Source organism: Thermobifida sp. (assembly GCF_017577275.1).
GTDB lineage: Bacteria > Actinomycetota > Actinomycetes > Streptosporangiales > Streptosporangiaceae > Thermobifida > Thermobifida fusca.
Genome location: NZ_PITY01000019.1, coordinates 198071 through 223582 on the forward strand (window position 1 = coordinate 198071; position 25512 = coordinate 223582).

The 25512-nt window shown below is 68.1% G+C and carries 21 protein-coding genes; 15 read left to right on the forward strand and 6 right to left on the reverse strand.

All coding sequences use genetic code 11. From position 1 onward, the window contains the following. Window positions 1-36: 36 nt before the first annotated feature. From CW348_RS05015 to CW348_RS05035, 5 genes are all read left to right on the forward strand, one after another. On the forward strand, window positions 37-480 hold the full coding sequence (locus tag CW348_RS05015) for an RNA-binding S4 domain-containing protein (protein WP_011292068.1): 444 nt from the start codon (window positions 37-39) through the stop codon (window positions 478-480). Between the two features lie 381 nt (window positions 481-861). Next, the gene (locus tag CW348_RS05020; protein WP_011292067.1) at window positions 862-2184 is read left to right on the forward strand and encodes a PLP-dependent aminotransferase family protein; all 1323 of its coding nucleotides are present in this window, start codon (window positions 862-864) and stop codon (window positions 2182-2184) included. 53 nt (window positions 2185-2237) lie between these two features. Beyond that, window positions 2238-3188: a D-alanine--D-alanine ligase gene (locus CW348_RS05025; RefSeq protein WP_016188746.1), complete on the forward strand. Its 951-nt coding sequence runs from the start codon at window positions 2238-2240 to the stop codon at window positions 3186-3188. Window positions 3189-3570: 382 nt separating this feature from the next. Further along, window positions 3571-5070 (forward strand): glycosyltransferase, encoded by a 1500-nt coding sequence (locus CW348_RS05030; RefSeq protein WP_159055960.1) that lies wholly within the window; start codon window positions 3571-3573, stop codon window positions 5068-5070. 134 nt (window positions 5071-5204) lie between these two features. After that, entirely contained in the window at window positions 5205-6017 is an 813-nt protein-coding gene (locus tag CW348_RS05035) for a CPBP family intramembrane glutamic endopeptidase (protein WP_104612939.1), read from the forward strand. Window positions 6018-6025: 8 nt separating this feature from the next. Here the strand turns inward: CW348_RS05035 and CW348_RS05040 are convergent, their stop codons facing one another. The 3 genes from CW348_RS05040 to aroQ form a co-directional block, all read right to left on the reverse strand. Further along, on the reverse strand, window positions 6026-6817 hold the full coding sequence (locus tag CW348_RS05040; protein ID WP_104612938.1) for a nucleotidyltransferase domain-containing protein: 792 nt from the start codon (window positions 6815-6817) through the stop codon (window positions 6026-6028). Window positions 6818-6903: 86 nt separating this feature from the next. Then, a complete protein-coding gene (pstS, locus tag CW348_RS05045; protein ID WP_104612937.1) occupies window positions 6904-8010 on the reverse strand; it encodes a phosphate ABC transporter substrate-binding protein PstS in 1107 nt (368 codons plus the stop codon). Between the two features lie 102 nt (window positions 8011-8112). Beyond that, window positions 8113-8562: a type II 3-dehydroquinate dehydratase gene (gene aroQ, locus CW348_RS05050; RefSeq protein WP_011292061.1), complete on the reverse strand. Its 450-nt coding sequence runs from the start codon at window positions 8560-8562 to the stop codon at window positions 8113-8115. Window positions 8563-8761: 199 nt separating this feature from the next. Here aroQ and CW348_RS05055 point away from each other — a divergent pair, with 199 nt between their 5' ends. The 5 genes from CW348_RS05055 to CW348_RS05075 all read left to right on the forward strand — a co-directional run bounded on the left by CW348_RS05055 (window position 8762) and on the right by CW348_RS05075 (window position 15911). Further along, a complete protein-coding gene (locus tag CW348_RS05055) occupies window positions 8762-9616 on the forward strand; it encodes a putative RNA methyltransferase (RefSeq protein ID WP_041428040.1) in 855 nt (284 codons plus the stop codon). 638 nt (window positions 9617-10254) lie between these two features. Next, the gene (locus tag CW348_RS05060; protein WP_276527020.1) at window positions 10255-11766 is read left to right on the forward strand and encodes an ABC transporter family substrate-binding protein; all 1512 of its coding nucleotides are present in this window, start codon (window positions 10255-10257) and stop codon (window positions 11764-11766) included. 68 nt (window positions 11767-11834) lie between these two features. Next, entirely contained in the window at window positions 11835-12845 is a 1011-nt protein-coding gene (locus CW348_RS05065; RefSeq protein WP_011292058.1) for an ABC transporter permease, read from the forward strand. Continuing rightward, entirely contained in the window at window positions 12838-13776 is a 939-nt protein-coding gene (locus CW348_RS05070) for an ABC transporter permease (protein WP_011292057.1), read from the forward strand. The genes CW348_RS05065 and CW348_RS05070 overlap by 8 nt, the downstream gene beginning before the upstream one ends. Beyond that, window positions 13773-15911, forward strand: coding sequence for an ABC transporter ATP-binding protein (locus CW348_RS05075; RefSeq protein WP_016188740.1), 2139 nt, complete (start codon window positions 13773-13775; stop codon window positions 15909-15911). Before CW348_RS05070 ends, CW348_RS05075 begins: the two co-directional genes overlap by 4 nt. 191 nt (window positions 15912-16102) lie before the next feature. Here CW348_RS05075 and CW348_RS05080 read toward each other — a convergent pair whose 3' ends face one another. Together CW348_RS05080 and CW348_RS05085 are read right to left on the reverse strand one after the other, a co-directional pair. Then, window positions 16103-16348, reverse strand: coding sequence for a hypothetical protein (locus tag CW348_RS05080; protein WP_146088111.1), 246 nt, complete (start codon window positions 16346-16348; stop codon window positions 16103-16105). A 210-nt stretch (window positions 16349-16558) separates the two neighbouring features. After that, window positions 16559-17950, reverse strand: a complete 1392-nt coding sequence (locus CW348_RS05085; protein WP_104612935.1) for a GH1 family beta-glucosidase — start codon at window positions 17948-17950, stop codon at window positions 16559-16561. Window positions 17951-18148: 198 nt separating this feature from the next. Here CW348_RS05085 and CW348_RS05090 point away from each other — a divergent pair, with 198 nt between their 5' ends. From CW348_RS05090 to CW348_RS05110, 5 genes are all read left to right on the forward strand, one after another. After that, window positions 18149-18283 carry a hypothetical protein gene (locus CW348_RS05090; protein ID WP_258076890.1) on the forward strand — a complete coding sequence of 45 codons (135 nt, stop codon included), beginning with the start codon at window positions 18149-18151 and terminating at the stop codon, window positions 18281-18283. Next, window positions 18283-19422 (forward strand): YeiH family protein, encoded by a 1140-nt coding sequence (locus tag CW348_RS05095; protein ID WP_016188739.1) that lies wholly within the window; start codon window positions 18283-18285, stop codon window positions 19420-19422. Before CW348_RS05090 ends, CW348_RS05095 begins: the two co-directional genes overlap by 1 nt. A 253-nt stretch (window positions 19423-19675) precedes the next feature. Continuing rightward, on the forward strand, window positions 19676-22597 hold the full coding sequence (locus CW348_RS05100; protein WP_016188738.1) for a glycoside hydrolase family 9 protein: 2922 nt from the start codon (window positions 19676-19678) through the stop codon (window positions 22595-22597). 138 nt (window positions 22598-22735) lie between these two features. After that, window positions 22736-23461: a FadR/GntR family transcriptional regulator gene (locus CW348_RS05105; RefSeq protein WP_011292052.1), complete on the forward strand. Its 726-nt coding sequence runs from the start codon at window positions 22736-22738 to the stop codon at window positions 23459-23461. 127 nt (window positions 23462-23588) lie between these two features. Further along, a complete protein-coding gene (locus CW348_RS05110; protein WP_011292051.1) occupies window positions 23589-24563 on the forward strand; it encodes a DMT family transporter in 975 nt (324 codons plus the stop codon). 77 nt (window positions 24564-24640) lie between these two features. Here the strand turns inward: CW348_RS05110 and fdhD are convergent, their stop codons facing one another. Beyond that, on the reverse strand, window positions 24641-25468 hold the full coding sequence (fdhD, locus tag CW348_RS05115) for a formate dehydrogenase accessory sulfurtransferase FdhD (protein WP_016188736.1): 828 nt from the start codon (window positions 25466-25468) through the stop codon (window positions 24641-24643). Window positions 25469-25512 lie beyond the last annotated feature (44 nt).

A 25512-nucleotide genomic window follows, 5' to 3' on the forward strand; every position in this document is an offset into this window, starting at 1 on the left:
TTCGAAACCCAGGGAGCCGACGCTACCCTGGGGACCGTGCACGACCACGATCCCAGGCAGGAACCGGCCCGTTCGGAAGAACCGCAGAAAACGGCTCCTCCGCTCCCGCCCGGTCCCCCCGCTACGCGCGTGGACCGGTGGCTGTGGGCGGTACGCCTCACCAAGACCCGCTCGGACGCGGCCCAGGCATGCCGGGCCGGGCACGTTCGGGTCAACGACAAGCCCGCTAAACCCGCCACCTCGGTCAAGGTAGGCGACCGGGTGCGGGCTCGCGTCAACGGAGTCACCCGGATCGTCGAGGTCACCCACATCATCGAAAAACGCGTGGGTGCGCCGATCGCGACCCGCTGCTACATCGACCACACTCCTGTGGTGCCGCCCGAGCTCGCCGTTCCGGTGGCCCGCCGCCCCCGCGGTGCGGGACGCCCCACCAAGCGTGAACGTCGCCAGCTTGACCGGCTGCGGGGCTTCACCCGCTGACCGGAACCGTCCCCCCTACGCGTCCCCCGGTCCGCTGGGCTGTCCACGGGACGACGCGAACCACGCGCCAGGCGGAGCGCGTCTCCGCCCAGCGGCTTACCGCTTTCCTGCCGACGTTCCCCGAGTAGGGCGCCGTGCCCGCTCGCCCGCGGGCGCCTCCCAACTTAGCGGCCGTGAGGAGGTTTACACCGCTGCGGATGCGGCCATTGGGGGTGCTGAGGTTGACAAGTGCGTACACTTGCCTCATTAACCGGGGCGTCGACGGCGGAAAAAGAGGGGGATGACCGCTTTGCCCGCCGTCCTCCAGATATGGACCGCGTACGCGGCCCCGCCTGTCGGCGGTTCCGGTCCGTACGGGTCCTTCACAAGCGGAGGTGGATCGTGTCCGTTGATCCCCGAGAGTCCCAACCCAACCCGCAGGGTTCACGTATCGACCCCTACGTCGACGCTTACGCGGCACGCGCCGCAGGGATGGTGGCCTCGGAAGTCCGCGCACTGTTCGCCGTCGCTTCCCGACCCGAAGTGGTCTCCCTCGCCGGGGGAATGCCCAACATCAGCGCCCTGCCGCTGGACGCTCTCGGGGAACTCGCTCAGCAGGTCGTCGTCGAACAGGGCCGCACCGCCCTGCAGTACGGCTCAGCCCAAGGCGACCCGGTGCTGCGCCAGCAGATCTGCGAGGTTATGGCCCTCGAGGAGATCGACGCCAGTCCGGACGACGTGATCGTCACCGTCGGTTCCCAGCAGGCACTGGACCTCGTCACCAAAGTCTTCGTCGACCCCGGCGACGTGGTGCTGACCGAGGGGCCCACGTACGTGACCGCGATCAACACCTTCGCCGCCTACCAGGCCCACATCGAGCACATCCCCATGGACGACGACGGGGTCATCCCCGAAGCGCTCGAGGAACGTCTCGCCGCCCTGACCCGTCAAGGAAAACGGGTCAAGTTCTTCTACACGGTGCCGACCTTCAATAACCCTGCCGGGGTCACCCTGGCCCCGGAGCGGCGCCACCGCGTCCTGGAGATCTGCGAGCGGTTCAACCTGCTGGTCGTCGAAGACAACCCGTACGGCCTGCTGCGGTATGAAGGCGATCCGGTGCGTCCGCTCCGCGCCGAGTCGGAACGCAACGTCATCTACCTGGGGTCTTTTTCGAAGACGCTGTCCCCCGGGTTCCGGATCGGCTGGGCGCTGGCTCCGGCAGCGGTGCGTGACAAGCTCATCTTGGCCGTCGAGTCGGCGATGCTCAGCCACTCCAACTTCAACCAGGCGATTGTGGGCCGCTACCTGGCCACCCAGCCGTGGCCGGAACAGATCAAAGAGTTCAACGAAATGTACCGGGCCCGCCGCGACGCCATGCTGTCGAGCCTGGACGCGCTCATGCCGCCGGAATGCTCGTGGACCCGGCCCAGCGGCGGCTTCTTCGTGTGGGCGACCCTCCCCGAAGGGATCAATTCCAAGGCGATGCTGCCCCGCGCCGTCAACGAACGGGTCGCCTACGTTCCGGGAACCGGCTTCTACTACGGTGGCGGCGGAGAACGCAACATGCGGTTGTCGTTCTGCTATCCCACTCCCGAACAGATCCGCGAGGGAGTGCGCCGCCTGGTGAGTGTCCTGGAGAGCGAGATCGAGCTGCGTGACACCTTCGGTGGTGTCCCCTCCTCCACCGGGCGGGGCGGCGAGGCGCCAGCGCCTGACCTGCCGTAGGAGACCGAGCAGTCGTGACCACAGCAGAACAGGGACGAAGAGAGGGCAGGACCGTGGCCGACCTGAACCGGGTGCTCGTGCTAGCCGGAGGGTTGTCACCCGAACACGAGGTGTCGGTGCGCTCCGGTCGGCGTGTCGCTGAGGCGCTGCGCCGTCTCGACGTGGAGGTGCAGACCTGCGATGTCGGTCCTGAGCTGCTCAATCTGCTGACGGATGATCCGCCGCAGGTGGTGTTCCCGGTGCTCCACGGCACGTCCGGGGAGGATGGGGCGATCCGCGAAGTCCTGGAGCTGGCCGGGGTCCCCTATGTGGGTGCCCGTCCCGATGCCTGCCGGGCCGCCTACGCTAAACCGATCGCGAAGACCCTCGTCGCCGAGCAGGGGATTGCCGTGCCGCGTGGACTGGCGCTCCCCAAGTCGCTCTTCCACGACCTGGGTGCCCACGCGGTCTTGGAGCGCATCGTGGCGATGCTGGGGCTGCCGCTGTTTGTGAAACCCGCCCAGGGCGGTTCCGCGTTCGGGGCGACGGCCGTCACGGAAGCGTCCGCGCTGCCCGCGGCCCTGGTGAGCTGCTTTGCCTACAGCGACACCGCGCTGATCGAACAGCAGGTGACGGGGGTCGAAGTCGCGGTTGGCGTGCTTGACCTGGGGGACGGCCCGGTGGCGCTGCCCGCCGTGGAGATCGTGCCGGACGGAGGTGTCTACGACTACGCGGCCCGCTACACCGCGGGACGCACCGAGTTCTTCAGCCCGGCCCGGCTCTCCGACGAGGTGGCGCGCGCTGCCGCGGATGCGGCGGTCACCGCGCACCGCGCCCTTGGGCTGCGGGACGTTTCCCGCACCGACCTCATCATCGATGAGACTGGGCGCGTCTACTTCCTCGAGGTCAACGTCTCTCCGGGAATGACCGACACGTCCACGCTGCCGCTGGCTGTGGAGGCCGCGGGAATGGACTTCGCGGTGGTCTGCCGTGAACTGGCCCACCGCGCCCTGCTGCGGGGCTGAGCCGCAAGACAGGAGGCGGGCACCGCTGGTGCGCGGCTCTCTTCCGGAGGGACCGGTGCACGGGAAGGGGAATAGCCGTGCCGCCACCCCGCACCAATTTTTCGTTACCGAGATCACTGTGGTAAGTGATCTTAGTCACGAAGCGTTGGTCCTGGTGGGAGAGTAAAGCCGTGGCCGGCGGGGGAAACTGAAAAGTGTCTCTGGTTGCGGATAGCGTCGGAATGCCGCGACGGTGACCGTGCGGTCATGGGGGCGTCGCCGAGGAGGACGGACTCGGCGACGCCCCCGGCTGCAGAGCAGGCCATTCCCAGAACCCTGCCCGCTTGCCCCCTATAGTGACCGTGTGAATCTATTTAGTTACACAGAGTTGTCAATCGAGGGTGTGTCACCGCCCGAACCCACTGATCCGCGAGTATTCCGCAACGACTGGAGCACCCTCACCCCGCCCACCGTGGGCTCCTGGACACCCGGCCCCACCGTCAGCATCGTCATCCCCGCCCGCAACAACCAGCGGCAGCTCGACCGGCTCCTCGCCTGCCTCACCCACCAGACCTACCCCGCGCACCTGATGGAAGTCGTGGTCGTCGACGACCACTCCACACCCCGGCTGCGCCTTCCCGACCGGCGGCCCCACCGGTGCCGGATCGAACCCGCCCCGCCCGACGGCTGGGGGCCTGGACATGCCCGCGCCCACGGATCCCGCATCAGCAGCGGGGAAGTCCTGTGCTGGCTCGACCCCGACCTGTTAGTCGAAGCCACCCTCATCGAAACCCTGGTCCGCTGGCAGCACACGCACTCCCACGCGGTGTCCTTCGCCGACCTCCGCTACGCGCTCGACCACGATCCCGACCCGGTGGACGCTGCCGACCCTGTCGTGGCCCGCACCCTCCGCCGTCGCTTCCCCGACGCCCCACCCCATCCCCGCATCGCCCGGCTGCTCGCCCGCACCAACGACCTCCGCGACGCCGACAGCCTGAGCTACCAGGCCTTCGTCGGCGCATGCGTGACCATGAGCCGCGCCCTCTACGAATCCGCTGGCGGAGTCAACCCCGCGCTCACCCTGGGCCACGACACCGAACTCGGCTACCGGCTGTGGCAGCACGGGGCGATTTTCATCCCCGACCGGGAGGCACGCGCCTGGCACGTAGGCAGCGCCACCGCCACCCGCACCCGTGTGCCCGGACTGCGCAGCGACGCACTCAGCACCCTCGTGCCCTACGCCCGCCCCGCCTACCGGCCGCGGCGTCGTGGAGAACACCGGGTGCCGATGGTGCTCGCCGTCGTCGACGCGGCCCAGCACCCCTACGAACTCGTGCGCGCCTGCGTGGACCGGCTCCTCGCCAGCACAGGCGTGGAGGTGGACGTGGTCCTCGTCGCCGACTGGGACACCGAGGCCGACTGGTGGGTGGAAGCCCGCCTGATCCAAGCCCACTATCTCGCCGAACCCCGCGTCCGGTTCGCATCGCACCCACCCCGCACCGGATTCCCCGCACCCTACCTGCTCCGCGTGCCAGTGACCTGCGGGGTGGCGCCGCGGACCGTGGCCCAGCTCGTGGACCGCGCTGAATGGGCGAACGCCGGGGTCGTGGAACTCGTCCACGACACGCCCCAGCAGCTCACCCTGTGGCGCACCCGGGCCCTCGCCCGAACCGCCGCCGAACCAGACGACCTGAGCACGGCAGTAGCCGCGATCCACGGCCGCTACCGGATGCAGGGCAGAGCCGACACGGTGGACCTGTCCGCGATCGCCGTCCCCCACGACTGGGGGATCGGGGCCCGCCGCCCGCGGCCGCTGACCCTGCTCCGCCACGGCTGGAACCGGCTCGCCGCCGTGTGGCACCGGAGCCGGGACGCTGTCCGACGCCGTCCTCGGGAACACTGAGCACTCCATCCACCACACCCGGCCCTCCCAGGCCCGCAGCACAGGGAACCGCGGTCCCCGCAGCCCTGTCGAACCGGACAGCACCCGACAAAGCGCCGGGGCCTTCTGCACCAGCAACCACGGAGTCCGTAGCCGTGACCGACACGCCGACACTGGTGGCGCCGCTCCGCCTCTTCCTGCTGACGTTCCTGTTCGCGGTTCCCTTCTGGATCCTCGGGTTTCTCGTCGAGAGCCCCGACGCGGTTCCCATGGCGATGCCGGTCAGCGCGCTCATGTTCGTCTGCCCGGCCATCGCCGCTACCCTGCTGGCCTGGCAGGAGGGGAGGTCCGCCGCGGTCCGTGCCCTGTGGGGGCGGCTGCTGGTCCCGCCCCGCCCGCGCCGGTGGGTCTGGTATGCCGCGATACCCCTGGTCTCCGCGGGGCCCGTGCTGACCCACCTCCTCCTGCGCTTTGCCGGGGAGCCGGCCAGTATGCCGCAGCCGACCCTGCCCGGGGTGCTCGCCTTGGTCTGCGTCTACCTCGGCGCGGCTGCAGCCGAGGAAGTGGGCTGGACGGCGTACGCCACCGACGCGCTGCGTGCCCGCCACGGTGCGCTGACCACAGCCCTTGTCATCGGTGTCGTCAGCGCGGCCTGGCATGTCGTGCCGTGGAGCCAGGTCCACCCGCCCGACTGGGTGGCCTGGCAGTTCCTCGCCACGGTCGCCCTACGCGTGCTATGGACGTGGGTCTACGTCAACACGGGGGCAAGTGTCGCCGCGGTCGTGGTCAGCCACATGCTGATCAACCTGTGGGGCACGCTCACCCCGACATATCACACGGTGGCGGCGCATGCGACCAGCGCGGTGCTCACCGCACTCGCCGCGGGAGCCGTGGTCGTGCTGTGGGAAGCCCGCACGCTGACCCGCCTCCGTTGGAAGCCGCGCCCGCCCCAGCCTGAACCGCACTGACAGGACGGTTAACGGCTCGGGCTTGGGCCAGGCCGCTGGTTGAGAGCGGCGTCGACCCGCTCGGTCAACAGCGCGCGAGCCGCATCCACTGCCTCGGCCAGTGCGTGCGGATCAGCGCGCAGCCCGGCAACAATCCCGTCGATACCGCGCACGTTCGCCCGGTCCAGCAGGGTTTTCTCGTTGGTGACCCATTCGCCGCGGGCGGCGAGCACCGCGTGCGCGGCCTGGCAGGCAGCTACCGTGATTCCCGCGGCCACCTGCGCAACCTGGGCGCGGGGTGCGTGGTTGCTGCGCGCATAGTCCAACGTCATACGCGCCGTGCCCCACCAGCGGGGCGGGGCACTGGCGCGGAGCGCTTCCGGAAACACCGGCCGCGGCAGGCTGCCGCGCAGCACCCGGTTGAGCGCGAGCTCCGCCACCACCAGGTAGGTGGGGATCCCCGCGAGATGGAACAAGAGCGGCTCAACCTCGAACCGGCCGTGCTCCGCCTCGGTGATCTGGTGCTCCACCACGGCCAGGTCCCGGTAGTGCACGTCCACCCGGCGGCCGTCGATGGTCAGCCACGCACCCCCGTTGAACACCCCGCCGCCCCAACCGCCGATCTCCGAGACTTCACCGGGCCAGCCGAGGTCCCGCAAGTCTTGCGGGTCGAACCGGTCCCGGTAGTAGATGGCCAGGTCCCAGTCGCTGTCGGCGCGGTGCGTGTCCACGGCCCGGGAGCCACCCAGGCTCACCGCGGTCACCCCGGGCAGGGCGGCCAGCCGGTCAGCAACATGGTCGACAAACTCTGTGTCGATCACCGATACCCCCGTTCGGTCTCCAGTCACGGCCGCAGCGGCCCACCCTCCTGGCACCAGTCCGCAGCCCTGGCAGTGCAGGGGAGCGGTCAGTGGGTGCCGATCGCCGCCACGGACTCCAGCAGCTCTGCGCGCAGTTCCGCGTCGAGCGGAGCCGACCCGGATTCCTGAGACGCTGCTTCCTGGCCTTCCGCGCTGAGCAGGTAGGACAGGAAGGTGCGCACTCCCTCCGCGGTGGCGGCGTCCGCGTACGACAGGCAGGCGATCTCGTAGCTGACCAGCACGATGGGGTAGGCGTCGGCTTCGGTAGCGGAGTAGTCCAACGCCATGGCGTGGTCGTGCGGGGTGGTGCTGTCCCGCCGCGGGGAGACCGATACGATCCGTGCCGCAGACTCCGGCGACGGGGCGACGAAGCTGTCCCCCGAGCCCACGCGGACCGTGGCCATGCCTTCAGCGTGGGACGCCTCCAGGTAGCCGATCGTGCCCTGACCGCCACGGATCGCCTGGGCCACGCCGCTGTTGCCCTGCCCGGCTTCCACCGGGGGGAAGGGCCACTGCCCGTCAGGGTCGTGAGGCCATGCGTCAGGAGCAGCAGCCGCCAGGTAGGCCGTGAAGTTCTCCGTAGTGCCGGACTCGTCTGAACGGCTGACCGGGACCACGGGAAGGTCGGGGAGGTCGACGTCGGGGTTGGTCTCCGCGATCGCCGGGTCGTTCCACCGGGTGATGTCGCCGCTGAACAGGCGGGCAAGCGTGTCGGGGGTCAGGTTGAGCGAGTCGATGCCCTCCAGGTTGAAGGCCACCGCGATCGGTACCACGTAGGCGGGCAGGTGGATGACGTCGGAGTCGCAGCGCTGGCGGGCCTCCTCCTGTTCGCCTTCGTCCATGGCCGCGTCGGACCCGGCGAAGTCCACCGCGCCGTCGATGAACTGGTTCCGTCCGCCGCCTGAGCCGATCGCGTCGTAGTAGATCCGCGCATCGTCGCAGGCGGTCTGGAGTGCGGAGATCCACACCTGCATGGCCAGTTCCTGGGCACTGGAGCCGGCGCCGCGAATGGCGCCGTCGAAACACTCCAGGTCTTCGGGCACCGGGATCTGCGCGCCGCCGCGTACCGCGTTGTCGCTGCCGCACCCGGCTACCAGTGTCAACGCGCCCAGCAGCGCGATTACGGTCCCTGCGCGGCGCTTTGCCCTCGACACGGTTGCCTCATCCCCCGACTGAACACACAGTGGTTCTCTGCCGTCGAAGAATTTAACCAGAGGTGAACGACCCGTGGCGTCGGGAGGGGGTGTGCGGCCGGTTCACCTGCCCTGGGTGATCAGCCAGACGATGTGCCGCAGCGCCAGTTCGTAGCCGTGCACCCCGCAGCCGCCGATGATGCCGTTGACGACCGGGGCGGTCATCGACGTGTGCCGGAACGGTTCCCGGGCGTAGATGTTGGAGATGTGGACTTCCACACACGGGGTGGGGACCGCGTCGATAGCGTCGCGCAGTGCAACGCTGGTGTGGGCGTAAGCGCCCGGGTTGAACACGATGCCGTCCAGCTCGCGGGCGGCGTGGATGCGGTCGATCAGCTCGCCTTCGTGGTTGCTCTGCGCGCACACCACGTCCACTCCCAGCTCGGCACCGAGCGACACGACCCGTTTTTCGATCTCGGCGAGCGTGGTGGTGCCGTACTGGGCGGGGTCGCGCAAACCCAGCAGGTTGAGGTTGGGGCCGTTGAGCAGCAGCACGGTGGGACGGGACGCCATAGGATCACAACCTTTCGTCCAGGCTGAGCAGCAAGCGGCACCAGCCTATTGACCTGCGCCAGCCCTGAGCACACCGGTAGCGTGAGCGGAGGGCCGCCCGCGAGGACCCGGTGCCGGGAGTGCGCTGGCCGCGGACCATGGTGCGCGAGGCGAGATGCTCGGAGGCTAGAAGGGCCAGGCGCCAGTAGCCTGGACGGTCATGGGGGAGAGGCAACGGCTGCGGATCCCCGATCCCGTGGCGGCGGCGCTGGCCTGCCCGCACTGCGGGAACGGGATGCAGCAGCAGGGGACTGCGCTGGCCTGCAGGACGGGGCACTCTTTCGACGCTGCCCGCCAAGGCTACGTGAACCTCACCGTGGGACGCCCGGCGACCACGGGGGACGACCGGGACATGGTGCAGGCCCGCAGCGCATTCTTCGACGCGGGGCACTACGCCCCGCTGTCGGCGGTACTGGCCGACCACGCTGCGCAGCGGTGGACTGGGGGACTGGTAGCGGATATCGGTGCGGGTACCGGACACCACCTGGCCGCTGTGCTGGATGCCCTGCCGAAGGCGTACGGCTTGGCCGTGGACGTGTCCCGATATGCGCTACGGCGGGCCGCCCGCGCCCATCCTCGGGCGGGAGCGGTGGGCTGTGACGTGTGGCGGGGCCTACCGCTGGCGGCAGACTCCGTGGGAGTGCTGCTCAACGTGTTCGCACCTCGGAACGGGGCGGAGTTTGCTCGGGTCGTGCAGCGCGGGGGAACACTGCTGGTCGTCACCCCGGGCCGCCGTCACCTCGCTGAGCTGCGGTCGCACGTGGAGCTGATCGCCGTGGACCCTCGCAAAGAGGAACGGCTGGCCGCGCAGTTGCACCGCAGCTTCACCCAGGAAGCCGACGAGCAGTTCACGCTGCCTCTGCGGCTCTCCCACGCCGAGGCAGCAACCCTGGTGGGGATGACGCCGAACGCCCGCCACACCACCTCTGAGGCGGTGCGCTCCCGCCTGGCCCGGCTGCCCGAACCGGTCGAGGTGACCGCGGTCTTCCGGCTGTCGGTGTACCGGCGCCGGTGAGCCCGCCGCAGGAGCGCATGGGGGAGTCGCAGCGGAACCCCAGCGGTAGAACTCCGATATGTCTGCCATACTGCGACAAAGTGGTTATTTCTGACATAAAGCAGAAATTCATTTTCTTATTTTTTGTGAAGAATGTCGCTTTGGGTGACGCTGTTTTCTCGTGTGACGCAAGGAAGCTCCGGTGAAGAGTCACACCTTGCGATACACCCTTCCACGCTGCGATTCTTTCGGTCACAATGTCCTGCTAGCGGCGGGGCAAAGGGAAGATTGCGACTGCATCACAAAACTCAGATAAATCTTTGCACTAATTGAGAGTAATGGTCTTATTACTCCCAGCTTGTTCGGTTTTTCGGGGTTCGTTGCCACGGACACGAACAGCCCAGGGGAGAGGCCATGCGTGAAAAAGTAGACCAACCGTAGGCGCCGCGCTGCTCATCGCGGCGCTCTTTGCATTCACCGCCTGCGCACCCCACGAAGGCAGCGAAAACACGGATGCCTTCGCGGACTGTGCAGACAACCCCAACACGTGCAACAGCGGAGAACGCGCTGAAGGCGGAAGCATCACCTGGATCGTCGACTCCCTCCCCGGAGCCTGGGCCTCCCTCTCACCAGAAGGGGGAAGCGTCTACACCCTCCAAATGCTCCACGGCATCCTGCCGAACACCGGCTACTGGGAGCCTGACGGCGCCACCTTCACCACCAACCTGGACCTCCTTGCCGAGGAACCCCAACTCATCGACGAAGACCCCTTCACCTACCAGTTCAAGATCCGCCCCGAAGCCGTCTGGGACGACGGCACCCCCATCACCGCCGCCGACTTCGAAATCACCTGGAAACTCAGCACTACCGAAGAAGCCGGCCACTGCAAGGGATGCCAGCCGCGCTCCGACACCTACAACCAGATCGCCAGCGTTGAAGGAAGCGACGGCGGCTCCACCGTCACCGTGACCCTCGTCGACGGTGTCGCCGACCCCGAATGGCGGGACCGGTTCAGCGCAGACAACATCGCCGGAGGCATCTACCCCGCCCACATCGCCGAAGAGCAAGGATTCGACATCACCACCCCCGAAGGTGTGGGCGAATACTTCCAATGGCTGCACACCACCATGCCCACCTTCTCCGGCGGCCCCTACCGCCTCGTCGAAGGCGACCTCAAAACCCAGGTCATCAAAGAACCCAACCCACAGTGGTACGGCGAAGTCCAGCCCACGCTCGACACCGTCGTCATCCGCTTCCTCACCGACGAAGGCACCTGGATCAGCGCCCTCGACAATGGTGAAGCCCACGGCACCTCACCCGTCGCCTTCGGCCAAGACACCGTGGAACAAGCCCGGCAGCGCCCCAACCTCAACGTGAGCATCACCGAAGGGCCCAGTTGGGAGCACATCGACTTCAACCTCGACAACGAGTGGCTCAAAGACGTTGAGCTCCGCCGCGCCATCTTCACCGCCATCGACGTCGAAGACATCACGCAGCGCACCATCGCCCAGCTCTACCCCGAGGCAGAACCCCGCACCAACCACGTCTTCTCCAACGACAGCCCCTACCACACCGACGTCATCACCGAGACCGGTCAAGGCAGCGGAGACATCGACGCCGCCCGCCAGATCCTCCTCGACGCCGGATACACCTACGAAGGCGACACCCTGACCCGCGACGGGGAGAAAGTCGGCCCGTTCCGGCTGCGCTCCACCAGCAACACGGTGCGCGACACCTCGACAGAACTCATCCAGTCCTACCTGGCGGAGATCGGCATCGAGGTCACCATCGAACCCACCGACGACCTCGGCGGCACCCTCGCCGCTCAGGACTACGACATCATGCAGTACGGCTGGAGCAGCACCCCGTCCTTCGCCACCGCGCCCAGCCAGTACTGGAGCAGCACTAGCGACAGCAACTTCGGCCGCTACCACAACGAGGAAGTCGACGAACTCGTCGAACGCGCCCGCAACGCCTCCTCCCTCGACGAAGCCGCCGAATACGCCAACGAAGCGGCCCGCATCGTCGCCCAGGACGCCTACGTCCTGCCGCTGTTCAACATGCCCGTCTACATCCTCGTGACCGACGACTACGTCAACGTCCGCGACAACCCCTCATCCAGCCTGCGCGCCCTCTACCAGCACCACGAGTGGGGACTGGTCGCCCAATAGTGACCCCCGAGCCTGGGCGGAGGGGATCACCCCTTCGCCCAGGACCGCGCCGCATCCCGAGGACCCCCATGCTCGCCTACACCGTCCGCCGCCTGCTCGGCACCATCCCGCTGCTGCTCGCGGCCTCCATCCTCACCTTCCTCCTCATCGACCTGTCCGGAGACCCGCTCGCTGACCTGCGCGTCCAGCAGCCCCCCGTTCCCGAAGAAGTGATCAAAGCCGAAGAAGCCCGGCTCTACCTGGACCGCTCCCTGCCGGAACGGTACGTGCTGTGGCTGACCGGCATCGGAGGCAACGGCGACATCGGCCTGCTCCGCGGCAAATTCGGCCCCTCCGTCCAAGGAGCCGACTACGACATCGGACACGCCCTCGCCGAACGACTCGGCACCACCCTGCGCCTGGTCAGTGCCGCCCTGCTGTTGGCACTCGGACTAGCGATCCTCAGCGGAGTCATCAGCGCACTCCGCCAATACTCGATGGTCGACTACACCCTCACCCTCATCGGCTTCCTCGCCCTCGCCATGCCCACCTTCTGGCTGGGCGCGCTCATCAAGGAAGCCGGAGTGTGGGTCAACCAGCAGACCGGCTACACGATCTTCTACACCGTCGGCGCAACCTCCGCCGACACTCGCGGCTTCACCACCGCACAACTCCTCGCCGACCACCTCGGCCACCTCGTCCTCCCCACCCTCACCCTGATGCTCACCGGATACGCCGCCTGGAGCCGCTACCAGCGCACCTCCATGCTGGAAGTCCTCAACAGCGACTACGTGCGCCTCGCCCGAGCCAAAGGCCTGCCCAACCGCGTCGTCCTGCGCAGACACGCCCTGCGCACCGCCCTCATCCCGCTGACCACCGTCGTCGCCGTCACCGTCGCCGGAACCGTGGACGGAGTCATCCTCATCGAAACCGTCTTCCAATGGCGCGGCCTCGGCGACTTCTTCGTGGAAGCGATCAAACGCAACGACTCTTATGCCCTCATGGGCTGGCTGATGCTCAGCGGGACCGCGGTCATCATCGCCAACCTCATTGCCGACCTGCTCTACGGCGTACTCGACCCGAGGATCCGCTATGAGTGACCTCCACCCGCCCGCCAGCACCCCCGCCCCGTCTGCGAGCGCGGCATCACCTGATCCTGTCGACCGCAGTGCCGAGCACGGGCAACTCCGCATGGTCGCCACCCGGTTTCTCCGCCACCGCATGGCCATGGCCAGCCTCACCGTGCTCGTCCTCACCGTGCTGTTCGCGTTCCTCGGCCCCCTCCTGTGGCCGTGGGACCACACCGTGCACCGGGAAATCCTGCCCAACCAGCCACCCAGCTGGGCCCACCCTTTCGGCACCACCAACGCCGGACACGACGTGCTCGGCCAGCTCATGCGCGGCACCCAGCAGACCCTCAAAGTCGCGCTCACCGTCTCCGTGCTGGCCACCGCCTTCGGTGCGCTGTGGGGCGCGGTCGCCGGCTACTACCGGGGCTGGATCGACGCGGTGATGATGCGTATCGTCGACGTGCTCATGGTGGTCCCCCTCCTCGTCGCTGTCGCCGCCATCAGCGGCAACGTGCGCGGCGGCACCACCTGGTGGGCGGTCGCGCTCATCATCGCGCTGTTCTCGTGGACCACGATCGCACGCGTCGTCCGCGGCGTAGTGCTCTCCCTGCGGGAACAGGAGTTCGTGGAAGCGGCCCGCGCTGCCGGCGCCTCTGACGCCCGCATCGTCCTCCACCACCTGCTCCCCAACGCGGCCGGTCCCACGATCGTCGCCGCCACCCTCCTCATTGCCACGTCGATCCTGCTCGAAGCGAGCATGTCCTTCCTCGGTTTCGGCATCCAGGCACCCGACATCTCCCTCGGCCTGATGATCGACAACGCGCGCACCGCCGCCTTCACCCGGCCGTGGCTCTTCTACCCGCCGGGCTTGTTCATCGTGATGATCTGCCTGACGATTAACTTCATCGGTGACGGCCTGCGCGACGCCCTCGACCCTCGACAAACCATCACACGCCGATGACTTCGACCAACCACGCCCCGAACCCTGCAACCGCTGCCGCAGACGCCCCCGTGCTCAGCGTCACCGACCTACACGTCCGGATCCCCACCAGCGAAGGGGACGTCCACGCCGTGCGCGGCATCTCCTACCACCTGCGCCGCGGCGAAGCCCTCGGCATCGTGGGCGAATCCGGATCCGGCAAGTCCGTGTCCGCACTCGCTGTCCTGGGACTCCTGCCCCGCACGGCCCGCGTCTCCGGTTCGATCCAGGTCGCCGGCTACGAAGTCGTCGGCCGCAAAGACGCAGAACTGACCCGGATCCGCGGCGCCCGCGTCGCCATGGTCTTCCAAGACCCGCTGACCTCGCTCAACCCCGTCCACCCGATCGGCACGCAGATCACCGAGGCGATCCACGCCCACCGGGACGTGTCCCGCGCTGCCGCCCGCGAACGCGCCGTGGAACTCCTGCGGACCGTCGGCATCCCCCAACCGGAGCAGCGTATCGACGCTTACCCGCATGAACTCTCCGGCGGCATGCGCCAGCGGGTTGTGCTCGCCATCGCCATGGCCAACGACCCCGACGTGATCATCGCCGACGAGCCCACCACCGCCCTGGACGTGACCGTCCAAGCACAAGTCCTCGACGCACTGCAGGCCGCACGCCGCGCTACCGGTGCCGCGCTCGTGCTCATCACCCACGACCTGGGCATCGCCGCCGGACACGTCGACCGGGTCGCGGTGATGTATGCGGGACGCATCGTGGAAACCGGAAGCGTGGACGAGGTCTTCTCCTCCCCGCAAATGCCCTACACTCTCGGCCTGCTGGGCAGCCAGCCACGCATGGACGCCGCACCCCACAGCAGGCTCGTCCCCATCCCCGGCGCCCCGCCCTCCCCGGACCACCAGCTCTCCGGATGCGCGTTCGCGCCCCGCTGCCCGCTCGCGAAACCGGTGTGCCGTACCAGCACCCCGCAGCTCACTGCGGTCAGCGACACCCATGCCGCAGCCTGCCACTTCGCTGACCAACTGGCCGGTATCCGACCGGAAGAGTTGTTCGCCTCTAATACGGCTCCGAGTGCGAACCCGCTTCCAGAGGCGGTGGAGCGCACCCGCAGCCGCGGCGAGCCCGTGCTCGTCGCCGAAGGCCTCGTCAAACACTTCCCGGTGCGCTCCAAAGGGCTGATCCGGCGCCGCAGCGGGGAGATCCACGCGGTATGCGACGTCTCTCTCACCCTGCACGCCCACCAGACCTTGGCGCTGGTAGGCGAATCCGGGTGCGGGAAGTCCACCACGGCCCGGATGCTGCTCAACCTCATCCCTCCGACCCGCGGCCGGGTGTCCTACCGCGGGCAGACTCTCACCGGACTGTCCTCGTCCCGGATGCGGCCGTTGCGTCGCAGCATGCAGATCGTGTTCCAAGACCCGTTCGCCTCCCTGGACCCGCGGATGACCGTGTTCGATGCGGTCGCTGAACCGCTGCGCATCCACGGCCAGTTCCGCAACGGGGGAGCAGAACGGGTCCGGGAGCTGTTCCGGCTCGTCGGTTTGGACCCGGCCCACGGCAACCGGTACCCGCACGAGTTCTCTGGCGGCCAACGGCAGCGCGTCGGGATTGCACGCGCCCTCGCCTTAGAACCTGAAGTGCTCGTCTTGGACGAGCCGGTCTCCGCGCTGGACGTGTCCGTCCAAGCCGGGGTGATCAACCTCCTCGAGGAACTCCAGGAGCGGCTGGGGCTTTCCTACCTCTTCGTCTCCCACGACCTGGCCGTGGTCCGGCACCTCGCTGACCAGGTCGCGGTGATGTACCTGGGGCGGATCGTGGAGACCGCACCCGTGGAACGCCTGTTCACCGCGGCAGCCCACCCCTATACCCAGGCGCTGATCTCCGCGGTGCCGATCCCGGACCCGCGCCGGGAGCGTGCCCGGCAGCGGATTGTGCTCCGCGGCGACGTGCCCAGCCCGATGCATCCCCCCTCGGGCTGCCGGTTCCGCACCCGCTGTCCCGTGTTCGCCCGTCTCACGGAAGCAGAGCAGGCCCGCTGCGCAACAGAGGTGCCGACCCTGGCCGACCACGGCAACGACCACGCTGTGGCATGCCACTACGCCGTCCCCCGCTCCCCGCTCGGCGACGCTTTCCCACCCCACCGCACACCGTGAAAAACCAGACATGAGGGTCGGGATTAGGGTCCGTTGTCTCGGCAAGTCATGGCCGTAACGTGAGGCGGAGCGGGCACTCTCCCCAGCGTGACGAGAAAAGAGAGCACGATGGCCGTGCATTGCAGCGCCGAAGCCGGAGCCGCCGCAGTGCGCACGGCCCCAGCGTGGGCCGCTGCTGTGCACAAGGGGCATCAGGACCATCGGGAGCGGCGGTCTCCTGGGTGAGGAGCTCCCAATGTTGACGTCACCCGGCCGCGGACCGGCAGCAGGGACGAGCCGTGCCTGCTGCCCGGCAACCCGAAAGTGCTCGGGGTCAGCGGCCCAGGCGGAGGAGTGGGCAGCGGGGCGGAGCCGACGAGCCAGGCCACCAAGCCGTTCCCGCTCGCACCGCAGGAGACCGCGTCGTGTTCCCGGCAGACCTCCACCGATTCGTCCACGCCCGGTCCACGCTCCACCGAGGTTGAAAGATCGAGATTGTCCTGTGGGGCGAACCGGAGGGGCGTATGTAGGGGAGAGGCCGGACTGTCGATGCTGTGCGGCCCTGGAGAGTATCGACACCGTGGTGCGCACGTTACGGCAGAGCGGATCGTGGCCAGTCCGGGTAGCGGCTGTGCAGCCGCTGCCCCAGGCAGCCCGCAGACGAGGGGTCAGCCGCGGTGGCGGGCGCGGTGGTGCTCGATGAGCCGCTGATACCAGAAGTAGCTGTCCTTCGGAAGCCGTTCCAAGGTGTCGTAGTCCACCCGGACGATGCCGAAACGCCGCTCGTATCCGAACGCCCACTCGAAGTTGTCGAGCAGCGACCAGACGAAGTAGCCGCGCACGTCCACCCCGGCGCGGATCGCCGCGGCCAGGGCATGCAGGTGGTCGTTGAGATAGGCGATGCGGTCCGTGTCGTGCACCCGTCCGTCAGGGGAGACGACGTCGTGCTCGGCTGAGCCGTTCTCTGTGATGTAGATGGGCGGAAGGTTCGGGTAGCGCTCCGTGAGGTCCAGCAGCAGGTCCGTGAAGGATTCGGGGACGACCGGCCAGTCCATGGCTGTGTGCCGCACTCCATCGAAACGCTGCTGGTGGGCGCGGATGTCTACGGCGGTGCGGCGTGCCGGGTCGGCTTCGGTCAGCGGGCCGTCGGCGACTTTGAGCGGCCGGTAGTAGTTGATGCCGAGGAAGTCCAGCGGCTGGCCGATGATCTCCAGGTCGCCGTCGCGCCGGTACGAGCCGTCCGCGAGCTCTCCCCACACGTCGGCTTCGTTCGCGGGGTAGCGGCCGGCGAACAGCGGGTCGAACCAGACCCGGTTGTGCAGGGTTTCCGCGCGGTCGGCAGCCGCGCGGTCGGCCGCACTGTCGGAGGCGGGCAGGATCCGGTCGGGGTTGAGGGTGATGCCGACCTCGCCCGCATCGGCAGCGCGCAGTTCCTGCACTGCCAGGCTGTGGGCGAGGAGCAGGTGGTGCGCGGCGGCGAGCGCAGGCGTGCCTTCCCGGGCCCCGGGGGCGTGCCGGCCCACGGCATAGCCCAGGAAAGCGCTGCAGAACGGCTCGTTGAGCGTGATCCAGTGGCGGATCCGGTCGCCGAGACGGGCAACGACCGCCCGGGTGTAGGCGGCGAAGTGCTCCGCGGTGCTGCGGGAACGCCAGCCGCCGGCATCCTCCAGGGCCTGCGGCAGGTCCCAGTGGTAGAGGGTGGGCACCGGGGTGATCCCCGCTTCGAGCAGCGCATCGACGAGACGGTCGTAGAAGTCCAGGCCGCGCTGGTTGACGTCGCCTGATCCCGTGGGCATGACGCGCGGCCAGGCGATGGAGAAGCGGTAGGCGTCCACCCCCAGGCGGCGCAGGAGCTCCACGTCCTCGGGGTAGCGGTGGTAGTGGTCGCAGGCCACGTCGCCGGTGTCGCCGTTGAGGACCAGGCCCGGTGTGTGGCTGTAGGTGTCCCAGATGGACGGGCCGCGTCCGTCCGCGTGGACCGCACCCTCGATCTGGTAGCTGGCCGTAGCCGCGCCGAACCAGAATCCGGCCGGGAACTCGGGGAGGTGGTCGTTGCTCACTAGCGCTCCTGGTAGCTGGTGCATGCTCGCATGTGAACCGGTTCAGGAGCCCAGGGTAGTGCGTCGCAGGCAGGGGAGCGAGGCGGTCTTTTCGGAAAAGTAGCCCATATCTATACTAAATAGGTAGGATTACTTGAGTTAAGGTGGGCGCGCGGTACTCCCGCACCCTGCACACTCGTCTGCCGGTAAGGACACGCCATGAACGACAGAGCATCCCATCCCACCGGTGCACCTCGCTTCCGACTCAGCGAAGACTGGGCCGCGACCGTCCTCGGCCTCGTCCTGTTGGCCGCTTCCCTGATCGGGATTATCCCCACGGGACTGGTGCCCTGATGAGCGAGAGCACTACGACACCCCCCGACGTTGCAGCACCTGACGGCGCCGACCCCGCCCGCCCCTGGTACTGGGCGCTGCTCGGAGTCGCCGTCGTCGTCCTCCTTGCCGCAGTGACCCGGTTCCTGGAGTCCGCTGTCCCCGCGGCCGCCGAAGGCACTGGTTTCGCCGGAGTCGCCAAAGCCGTCGAATATCCCGTCTACGCGATCCTGCTGGGACTGGCGGCCAACGCCGTGCTCAGCGCCCTGGGAATCCGCCGTCGGCTCGCCGGAGGATTCCGCACCGAGTTCTTCATCAAGACCGGTCTGGTCCTCCTCGGCTCCACAGTCCTGTTCGACGTGATCATCAAAGCCGCAGGACCGGCCATCCTCCAGGCGATCCTCTTGGTCAGCGCGGTCTTCCTCTTCACCTGGTGGCTGGGCGGCCGCTTCGGACTGGACGACCGGTTGCGCGCCCTGCTGGCCTCCTCCGTGTCGATCTGCGGGGTGAGCGCCGCGATCGCTGCAGCCGGAGCCGTGCAGGCCCGTAAGGAACAGCTCGCCTACACCGCGAGCCTGGTGATCCTGTTCGCGCTGCCGTCCATCTTCCTGCTGCCCTGGCTCGTGGAGATCATCGGTCTCAACGCGGCCCAGGCAGGAGCCTGGATCGGCGGCAACATCGACACGACAGCGGCGGTGGCCGCCTCAGGCGCCATCGTCGGTGAGGGGGCGCTGCAGATCGCCTCTATCGTCAAGTCCACGCAGAACATCCTCATGGGCGTGGCCGCCGTCCTGCTCACCGCCTACTTCACCTTCCGGGTGGCTCCGGCAGGCGGGGCGACGGTCGGCATCGGCACCTGGGCACGCACTCTCTGGGACCGATTCCCCAAGTTCGTGCTGGGCTTCCTCGCCGCGTCCATCATCGCCACCCTGTGGGCCAGTGCCATGGGCGAAGCGGGAGCGGCCGGGCTCGATACGGCCAAAGCCCTGCGTGACTGGTTCCTCATTGCGGCGTTCACCAGTATTGGCCTGGAATTCAGCGTCAATTCGCTCAAGGAGGTCGGCTGGCGGCCGATCGGAGTCTTCGCGCTCGCCACGCTGTTCAACCTGGTCGTAGGCCTGATTCTGGCCAGCCTGCTGTTCCGCGGATTCAGTGTGTAAAACGGCGGGAATAGGGCCCGCTGCCCCGGGGAGAACGCTGGACGAGCAGAGAATAACCCCGCGGGTAGCGGGGCCCTTTTTGTTCTGCGGGAGGAAAGAGCAGCCGGAAAGTCCTGATCCGAGCGTAACCTATTGACACCGCTGAGTGATCCTGTTTTTATGTCATAGGTCACATGAAATGGGAGCGCTCCCATGGTGGGCCTCCGCTGTGAGGTCATCCTCCCAGTTCGAATCCCCCTACGGAAGGACTTCCGTGCTTAGGAGACCCAGATCTCGATCCCCCCTTGTCGCCCTCACCGCGGCGACTTGCGCAGTCGCGCTCGGGGGTACGGCGGTTCCCGCCCAGGCAGACGAAGTCAACCAGATTCGCAACGGCGACTTCAGCTCCGGCACCGCACCCTGGTGGGGAACCGAGAACATCCAACTCAACGTCACCGACGGGATGCTGTGCGTCGACGTCCCCGGCGGCACCGTCAACCCGTGGGACGTGATCATCGGCCAGGACGACATCCCCCTCATCGAAGGTGAGTCCTACGCCTTCTCCTTCACTGCCTCCAGCACCGTCCCCGTCTCCATCCGCGCCCTGGTGCAAGAGCCCGTGGAGCCGTGGACCACCCAGATGGACGAGCGTGCCCTGCTCGGCCCCGAGGCAGAAACCTACGAATTCGTCTTCACCTCCAACGTCGACTGGGACGACGCCCAAGTCGCCTTCCAGATCGGCGGCTCCGACGAACCGTGGACCTTCTGCCTCGACGACGTCGCCCTGCTCGGCGGCGCCGAACCCCCGGTCTACGAACCCGACACCGGACCGCGGGTCCGCGTCAACCAGGTCGGCTACCTCCCGCACGGTCCCAAGAAGGCGACCGTGGTCACCGACGCCACCAGCGCGCTCACCTGGGAGCTTGCCGACGCCGACGGTAACGTGGTCGCCAGCGGCCAGACCAAGCCGCACGGCGCGGACTCCAGCTCCGGGCTCAACGTCCACACCGTCGACTTCAGCTCCTACACCACGAAGGGAAGCGACTACACGCTCACCGTCGACGGTGAAACCAGCTACCCCTTCGACATCGACGAAAGCGTCTACGAGGAACTGCGCGTCGACGCGCTGTCGTTCTACTACCCGCAGCGCAGCGGCATCGAGATCCTCGACTCCATCGCCCCCGGCTACGGACGCCCGGCCGGCCACATCGGCGTGCCCCCCAACCAGGGCGATACCGACGTGCCGTGCGCGCCCGGCACCTGCGACTACTCCCTGGACGTCTCCGGCGGCTGGTACGACGCGGGCGACCACGGCAAATACGTGGTCAACGGCGGTATCTCGGTGCACCAGATCATGAGCATCTACGAGCGCTCCCAGCTCGCCGACACCGCCCAGCCCGACAAGCTGGCCGACTCCACCCTGCGCCTGCCCGAAACCGGCAACGGCGTGCCCGACGTGCTCGACGAAGCACGCTGGGAGATGGAGTTCCTCCTCAAGATGCAGGTGCCCGAAGGCGAACCGCTCGCCGGCATGGCGCACCACAAGATCCACGACGAACAGTGGACCGGGCTGCCGCTGCTGCCCTCCGCTGACCCGCAGCCGCGCTACCTGCAGCCGCCGTCCACCGCGGCCACGCTGAACCTGGCCGCCACCGCCGCCCAGTGCGCTCGCGTGTTCGAACCCTTCGACGAGGATTTCGCCGCCGAGTGCCTGGCTGCCGCGGAAACCGCGTGGGACGCCGCCAAGGCCAACCCGAACATCTACGCGCCTGCCTTCGGTGAAGGCGGCGGCCCGTACAACGACAACAACGTCACCGACGAGTTCTACTGGGCCGCGGCCGAACTGTTCCTCACCACCGGCAAGGAGGAGTACCGCGACGCGGTGACCTCGTCGCCGCTGCACACCGACGACGAAGAGGTCTTCCGCGACGGCGCCTTCGACTGGGGATGGACTGCTGCGCTGGCCCGCCTCCAGCTGGCCACGATCCCCAACGACCTCGCCGACCGCGACCGGGTGCGCCAGTCCGTGGTCGATGCCGCCGACATGTACCTCGCCAACGTCGAGACCAGCCCGTGGGGCCTGGCCTACAAGCCGAACAACGGCGTGTTCGTCTGGGGCTCCAACAGCGCTGTCCTCAACAACATGGTGATCCTGGCGGTCGCCTTCGACCTCACCGGTGACACCAAATACCGCGACGGCGTGCTGGAAGGCATGGACTACATCTTCGGCCGCAACGCGCTGAACCAGTCCTACGTCACCGGCTACGGCGACAAGGACTCCCGCAACCAGCACAGCCGCTGGTACGCCCACCAGCTCGACCCCCGGCTGCCCAACCCGCCCAAGGGCACGCTGGCCGGTGGACCCAACTCCGACTCCACCACCTGGGACCCGGTGGCCCAGTCCAAGCTGACCGGGTGCGCCCCCCAGATGTGCTACATCGACCACATCGAGTCGTGGTCCACCAACGAGCTGACCATCAACTGGAACGCCCCCCTGTCGTGGATCGCGTCCTTCATCGCCGACCAGGACGACGCCGGCGAGCCCGGCGGAGAAGAGCCCGGACCGGGCGACGACGAGACCCCGCCGAGCAAGCCTGGGAACCTGAAGGCCAGCGACATCACCGCGACCAGCGCCACCCTGACCTGGGACGCCTCCACCGACAACGTCGGAGTGGTCGGCTACAAGGTCTCCCTGGTCCGCGACGGTGACGCTGAAGAGGTGGGCACCACCGCGCAGACCAGCTACACGCTCACCGGGCTGAGCGCGGACCAGGAGTACACCGTCCAGGTGGTCGCCTACGACGCGGCAGGCAACCTCTCCACGCCAGCCACCGTCACCTTCACCACCGAGAAGGAGGACGAGACTCCCACGCCCAGCGCCTCCTGCGCGGTGACGTACCAGACCAACGACTGGCCGGGCGGCTTCACCGCCTCGGTGACGCTGACCAACACCGGCAGCACCCCGTGGGACTCCTGGGAACTGCGCTTCACCTTCCCGTCGGGACAGACTGTCAGCCACGGCTGGAGCGCCAACTGGCAGCAGAGCGGCAGTGACGTGACCGCCACCTCCTTGCCGTGGAACGGATCAGTTCCGCCGGGCGGCTCAGTCAACATCGGCTTCAACGGAACCTGGGGCGGTTCGAACACCAAACCTGAGAAGTTCACCGTCAACGGCGCGGTCTGCTCCATCGGCTGAACCTCGCCCTGGATTCGGATGTAAGCCGCCGTGGCCCCCGTCATCGGCGGGGGCCACACCCGGCACCATCCCCGCACACCCCCCTGTGCGGGGATGGTGCTCCCCTCATTGGTCTGGTAAGACGAGGAAGGCGCCAACGTGACCTCCGAGAGCCCCGTGCGCGCGGCCCCCCGTGCCGGACGGATGACGGTGACCCGCCGAGCAGTCGAACAGATCAAGGCGATGATCGCCGACGGAACACTCCACCCCGGCCAGCGGCTCCCCACCGAGCGGGAACTCGCCGCGAAAATGGGACTCTCCCGCAGCTCCATGCGGGAAGCGATCCGGGTCCTGACCACCCTGGGGGTACTGGAAGCGCGGCACGGCGCAGGCGTCTACGTCACCGAACTCCACCCCCGCAGACTGCTCGAACCCTTCTCCGTCCTCGCCGAGGTCGGCCGCGGCACCACCCTGCTGGAAATGCTCCACGTGCGCCGCATCGTGGAACCGGCCGCCGCAGCACTCGCTGCGGTCCGCGCCAGCGACACACACCTGAGCACCCTGGCCGCCCTCCTGGACGCAGAAGACCACGCCTGCGGCCTGGCCGCGACCGAGGCAGGCACCGCCTTCCACCGCACCCTCGCCGAACTCGCGGGAAACGCGACCCTGGCGGCACTCATCGACGGGCTGGCCTCACCCGCGCTGGGAGCGCGGATCCACCGCGACCCGGCAGCCGACGAGGAAGAATGGGCGGCACAGCTCCGCGGCGACCACCACATCATCTACCGCGCCCTGCAGAACCGGGACCCGGAGGCAGCGCAGGCCGCAACCACCCTCCATCTCCTCCGCCTGGAAGAGCGGTTCCGCGACCGCATCGCCGTCTAACACGACGTCCGCTGCCCCATGCCCCGCACCGGCACGACACCCCCGGATCCGACTGTCTCCGGATGGCCTAGGATCAACGCGGCCGTCAAGGTCCTATCAGCGGACAATTTCGATGTCAGGGGGAGTCATGGCCGACATCACCAGAAACCGGTCCTCCGGGTTGGCATTCGCGATCGCCTCTGCACTTGCCTTCGGCGGCTCCGGCCCCGTGGCCCGGCCGCTCATCGACGCCGGACTCGACCCCCTGCACGTCACGTGGCTCCGGGTAGCCGGAGCAGCTCTACTCCTGCTTCCCGTCGCTTTCCGCCACCACCGCACCCTGCGTACCCGCCCCGCCCTTCTCCTCGCCTACGGCGTCTTCCCGATGGCGGGAGTCCAAGCCTTCTACTTCGCAGCCATTTCCCGGATCCCCGTGGGGGTGGCGCTCCTCATCGAATTCCTCGGCCCCGTCCTCGTCCTGCTGTGGACCCGCCTCGTGCGGCGCATCCCCGTGTCCCGCGCCGCATCCCTCGGCGTGGCCCTGGCAGTCATCGGCCTGGGCTGCCTCGTCGAAGTCTGGGCAGGCATCCGCCTGGACGCGGTCGGCCTGATCCTCGCGCTGGCTGCAGCGGTCTGCCAGGCCACCTACTTCCTGCTGTCGGACACGGCCCGCGACGACGTCGACCCTCTCGCTGTCATCTCCTACGGCGCGCTCATCGCCACCGCACTCCTGAGCCTCCTCGCCCGCCCGTGGACCCTGCCGTGGGGCATCCTGGCCCAGAATGTCGGGTTCGGCGGGCTGGACATCCCCGCCCTCATCCTCCTGGTGTGGCTTGCCCTGGTCGCCACCACCATCGCCTACCTCACCGGGGTGGCCGCGGTACGGCGGCTGTCCCCTGTCGTCGCCGGGGGAGTGGCCTACCTGGAGGTCGTAACCTCTATCGTCCTGGCCTGGCTGCTGCTCGGGGAAGCGTTGAGCGTCGCCCAGCTTGTCGGGGCGGCCGCCGTGGTGACCGGTGCGTTCCTCGCCCAGACCGCGGTCCCCGACACCAGTGCCGCGCAAGGCCCGGAGACGCTGCCCACCGCCCAGGACCCGGCCCCGCAGACCGGTTCCGCCCGCTGACCATCCCCCAAACACCCCGCCGAGGGCCCGGTCACCGAGAGCCCCAGAGGCGTCCCGGCCCTCAGGCGGGGGAGCAGTCAATCCTCGACCACGCGGTGCCCCCCGGCGTAGACGTTCATCGAAGGACCGCGCAGGAACCCGATGAGGGTCATCCCCGACTGGTCGGCCAGCTCCACCGCCAGCGACGACGGCGCGGAGACCGCGGCCAGCACCGGAATCCCCGCCATCAAGGCTTTCTGCGTCAACTCGAACGAAGCTCGGCTCGACACCAGCAGCCCCATGCCCCGCAACGGCAGCCCGTACCGGCCAGCGGCATACCCGATCACCTTGTCCACCGCGTTGTGCCGACCGATGTCCTCCCGGACACACAGCAGCTCCCCGCCGGGGGTGACGAGCGCAGCAGCGTGCAGCCCGCCCGTGCGCGCAAACACTTTCTGTGCTTCCCGCAACCGGTCCGGCAGAGCAGACAAGACAGCCGTGGAGAAACACACCCCGTCGTCAGCTACCACGAAACGGCTCTTCGTCCGCACCGCTTCCAGACTGGTCTTCCCGCACACCCCGCACGACGAGGTAGTGGTGAAGTTCCGTGCCGCAGCGACATTCGGTTCCGGAACACCGGGAGCTAAGACGACGTCGATAACGTTGTACGTATTGACGCCGTCCTCGGTCGCGCCCGCGCAATAGCGCAGGGAGTGGATGTCGGAAGCATCAGCGATCACGCCCTCACCGATGAGGAACCCGGTCACCATCTCAAAATCGTGTCCGGGAGTGCGCATGGTGACGGTCAATACTTGACCGCCGAGCCGCATCTCCAATGGTTCTTCCACCACGAGGGTGTCCATGCGGTCACGCGCCACGGAACCGCTGATCCGCCGCACCCGTACCCGGGTGGTGACCCGCCCCATACCCACTCCTCCCGCTCCTCGCACCGGTGGGACGGCCCCAAAAC